The 3255-nt window shown below is 73.5% G+C and carries 3 protein-coding genes; 2 read left to right on the top strand and 1 reads right to left on the bottom strand.

What is annotated here, in order from left to right; genetic code table 11:
• Positions 1–211 precede the first annotated feature (211 nt).
• Positions 212–1018 (bottom strand): peptidylprolyl isomerase, encoded by an 807-nt coding sequence (locus ACFE60_RS18475; RefSeq protein WP_375390314.1) that lies wholly within the window; start codon positions 1016–1018, stop codon positions 212–214.
• Between the two features lie 113 nt (positions 1019–1131).
• Here ACFE60_RS18475 and ACFE60_RS18470 point away from each other — a divergent pair, with 113 nt between their 5' ends.
• Complete coding sequence (locus tag ACFE60_RS18470) at positions 1132–2463, top strand: replication-associated recombination protein A (protein WP_375390313.1); 1332 nt, start codon at positions 1132–1134, stop codon at positions 2461–2463.
• Between the two features lie 433 nt (positions 2464–2896).
• Positions 2897–3255: 30S ribosomal protein S4 (rpsD, locus tag ACFE60_RS18465; protein WP_375390312.1), on the top strand; the 359-nt coding region annotated here is incomplete at its 3' end.

The raw sequence follows: 3255 nt of genomic DNA, 5'->3' as shown, positions 1-3255 counted from the left end.
GATCGCCTCGTCGGCGGCGGCGTCGGGGTACTCGCCGACCTGGCGCTCCCCGTCGCGATCGCGGACGAACACGACCCCGTGCTCGTCGACGCGCCCCCAGGGATGCGTCGAGCCTTCGGCCGCCTCGGCCGCCGTACCGGTCTCGGGCGTGGTCACAGCGCTCACCTCGCTGCCCGAGGGTAGTGCACCGGGCCCCCGCGACGGTCCGCCGTCACTCGACCACGACCTGGGCGATGCTGGTCGACACCTTCGGCGCCCCGTCGGTGGAGCCGTCGGCGGTGCCCTTGCCCGTGATGGCGGTCTTCAGCGCGCCGAGCCCGTTCGTGACCTTCCCGAAGACGGTGTAGCCGGGCGCCGGCAGCTCGCTGTCGCGGTAGACGATGAAGAACTGGCTGCCCTGGCTGTCCGCGGCGGTGCCCCTGGCCATGGCGATGGTGCCGGCCGGGTAGACGCCGTACTTCGCCTTCGTGCCGCCGACCGTCTTCGTCACGGTCGCCTTCGGCGCGTTCTCGATCGGGCCGAAGGTGTAGCCGGGCCCCCCGTTGCCGGTGCCCGTCGGATCACCGCACTGGAGGACGTAGATGCCGGCCGTCGTGAGCCGGTGGCACGGCACGTCCGCGTAGAACCCGCTCCTCACGAGCGACACGAAGTTCGCGACCGCCTGCGGCGCCTTCTTCCCGTTCAGCGAGATCGACAGCGACGTCGTGTTCAGCACCAGCGTGCCGGTCCACGTGCGGTCCTCGGACAGCGATGAGGGCGGCAGCGTCCTCGCGACGGTCGGCGTCGGGGTGGCGGACAGGGACGCGGTCGGCTTCGGCGCTCCCGGGCCGACCGTGAAGAACCCGACCTGCGCGGTCGTGGCGAGCGCGAGGACCGCGACGAGCACGATCGCGGCGATCACGTCGTCGCGGCGGCGCCTGCGCCCGCGCTCGGTGTGGACCTGCTGGCGGATGGAGTACGAGCGGGTGCGCCTCCGCGCCTCCCGCTCCTCCCGCTCCCTGGCGCTCAGACGTGCCACGCCCGCTCCCTCCGACCGCTCGAGGGAACGAGCGCCGCCCCGATCGTAGGAGAGCGCCGCGCCCGCGCCCACCGCGGCTGGCGGTGTCCGAGGCGCTGCATAGGGTCTCGGTCATGGAGGTGCGCACCGCCCTGCGGCAGGGACCCGTGCCGCTGGCGGTACGCATGCGGCCGACCTCGCTGGACGAGGTCGCAGGGCAGTCGCACCTGCTGCGGACCGGATCGCCGCTGCGCCGCCTCGCGTCGCCGGACGGCACGTCCGGCGCGGTGTCGGTGATCCTCTGGGGCCCGCCCGGCACCGGGAAGACGACGCTCGCGCAGGCGGTCGCCCGCAGCTCCGGACGGCGGTTCGTCGAGCTGTCGGCCGTCACGGCCGGCGTCAAGGACGTGCGCACCGTGATGGAGAAGGCGCGGGAGCAGGCCGATCTGTACGGCCTCTCGACCGTGCTGTTCCTCGACGAGATCCACCGGTTCTCGAAGGCGCAGCAGGACGCGCTGCTGCCGGGCGTGGAGAACGGCTGGGTGACGCTGATCGCCGCGACGACGGAGAACCCGTCGTTCTCGGTCATCGCCCCGCTGCTCTCCCGCTCCCTGCTGCTCACCCTGCAGCCGCTGACCGAGGAGGACCTCGGCCTGCTCGTCGACCGGGCCGTCGAGGATCCGCGAGGGCTGGCCGGTCAGTACCGCCTCGATCCCGCCGCCCGCGCCGCGCTCGTACGCCTCGCCTCCGGGGACGCCCGCCGCGCGCTCACGGCGCTCGAGGCGTCCGCGACGCTCGCGGACGACGAGGACGCGGATCCGCTTCCGCTCGTCACCGAGGAGCTGGTCGCGACGGCGGTCGACCGGGCGCTGCTGCGGTACGACCGGAACGGCGACGAGCACTACGACGTGATCAGCGCGTTCATCAAGTCGGTGCGCGGCAGCGACGTCGACGCGGCCGTGCACTACCTGGCGCGGATGATCGAGGCGGGGGAGGACCCGCGCTTCATCGCGCGGCGCATCATCGTGCTGGCCGCCGAGGACGTCGGCATGGCGGATCCGCAGGCGCTGCCGCTCGCCATGGCCGCCGCGGACGCGGTGCAGCTGATCGGCATGCCGGAGGGGCGCATCCCGCTCGCGGAGGCCGTCGTCTACCTGGCGCTCGCGCCGAAGTCGAACGCGTCGTACCTGGCGCTCGACGCGGCGCTCGCCGACGTGCGGGCCGGGCGGATCGGCCGCGTGCCTGCGCACCTCCGCGACGCGCACTACCCGGGCGCCGCGCGGCTCGGCCACGGGAAGGGCTACCGGTACGCGCACGACGGCGAGCACGGCGTGGTCGAGCAGCAGTACCCGCCCGACGAGCTGGTCGGCCGGGACTACTACCTGCCGACCGGGAACGGGTTCGAGCGCGAGACGGCGGCGCGGGTCGAGCGCCTCCGGGCGCGCGTGCGGGGGACCGGCGACTGAGCCGTCCTGGGTGCGGGCGGGCTTCGGCAGGCTGCGTCGGCACTTCGGCAGGCTGGATGAGCACCTCGGCAGGCTGTGGTCGCTTCGGCAGGCTGCACCGCGGTGTCGCGGCCTGCTGAAGCGCGATCGGCCTGCTGGAGTGCGACCGGCCTGCTGGAGCGCGACCAGCATGCTGAGGTGCGGACAGCCTGCTGGAGCGCGATCGGCCTGCTGGAGTGCGACCAGCCTGCTGAGGTGCGGAGGCGATCCGCCCCCACCGCGGTGCTGCTATCCTTGTCGGCGGCCTGGAGCGGCCCCGCGGTCGTGCGGCTGCGACTCGGGATCCGCGAGCGGACCTGAGCCTGTAGCCGGCTGGTCCTCGCACGCCGCATCCCTCGAATCTTCCTGCTGCGCTGCGCGCGGCAGGGTCCGATCTCTCTCCTCGAAGGAACGCATGTCCACGAAGGCCCGCACCCGCGGCAAGGTCAAGCTCTCGCGCGCGCTCGGCGTCGCGCTCACCCCGAAGGCCGCCCGCTACATGGAGAAGCGTCCCTACGCTCCCGGTGAGCACGGCCGCACCAAGCGCCGCACGGACAGCGACTACGCCGTCCGCCTCCGCGAGAAGCAGCGCCTGCGCGCCCAGTACGGCCTGCGCGAGAAGCAGATGCGCATCGTCTTCAACGAGGCCCGTCGCACCCAGGGCCTGACCGGTGAGAACCTGGTCGAGCTGCTCGAGCTGCGGCTCGACGCGCTGGTCCTCCGCGCCGGCTTCGCCCGCACCACGGCGCAGGCCCGCCAGGCCGTCGTGCACCG

It is taken from the genome of uncultured Amnibacterium sp. (genome assembly GCF_964245895.1).
In the GTDB taxonomy this organism is placed as follows: Bacteria; Actinomycetota; Actinomycetes; order Actinomycetales; family Microbacteriaceae; genus Amnibacterium.
The sequence above is the reverse complement of the archived record's forward strand: the minus strand, read 5'-3'. Positions and strand labels throughout refer to the sequence as shown.

Bases quoted from the DNA above. Each gene is read 5' to 3' on its own strand.
- ACFE60_RS18470 (WP_375390313.1), top strand. From the start codon at position 1,132: ATGGAGGTGCGCACCGCCCTGCGGCAGGGACCCGTGCCGCTGGCGGTA.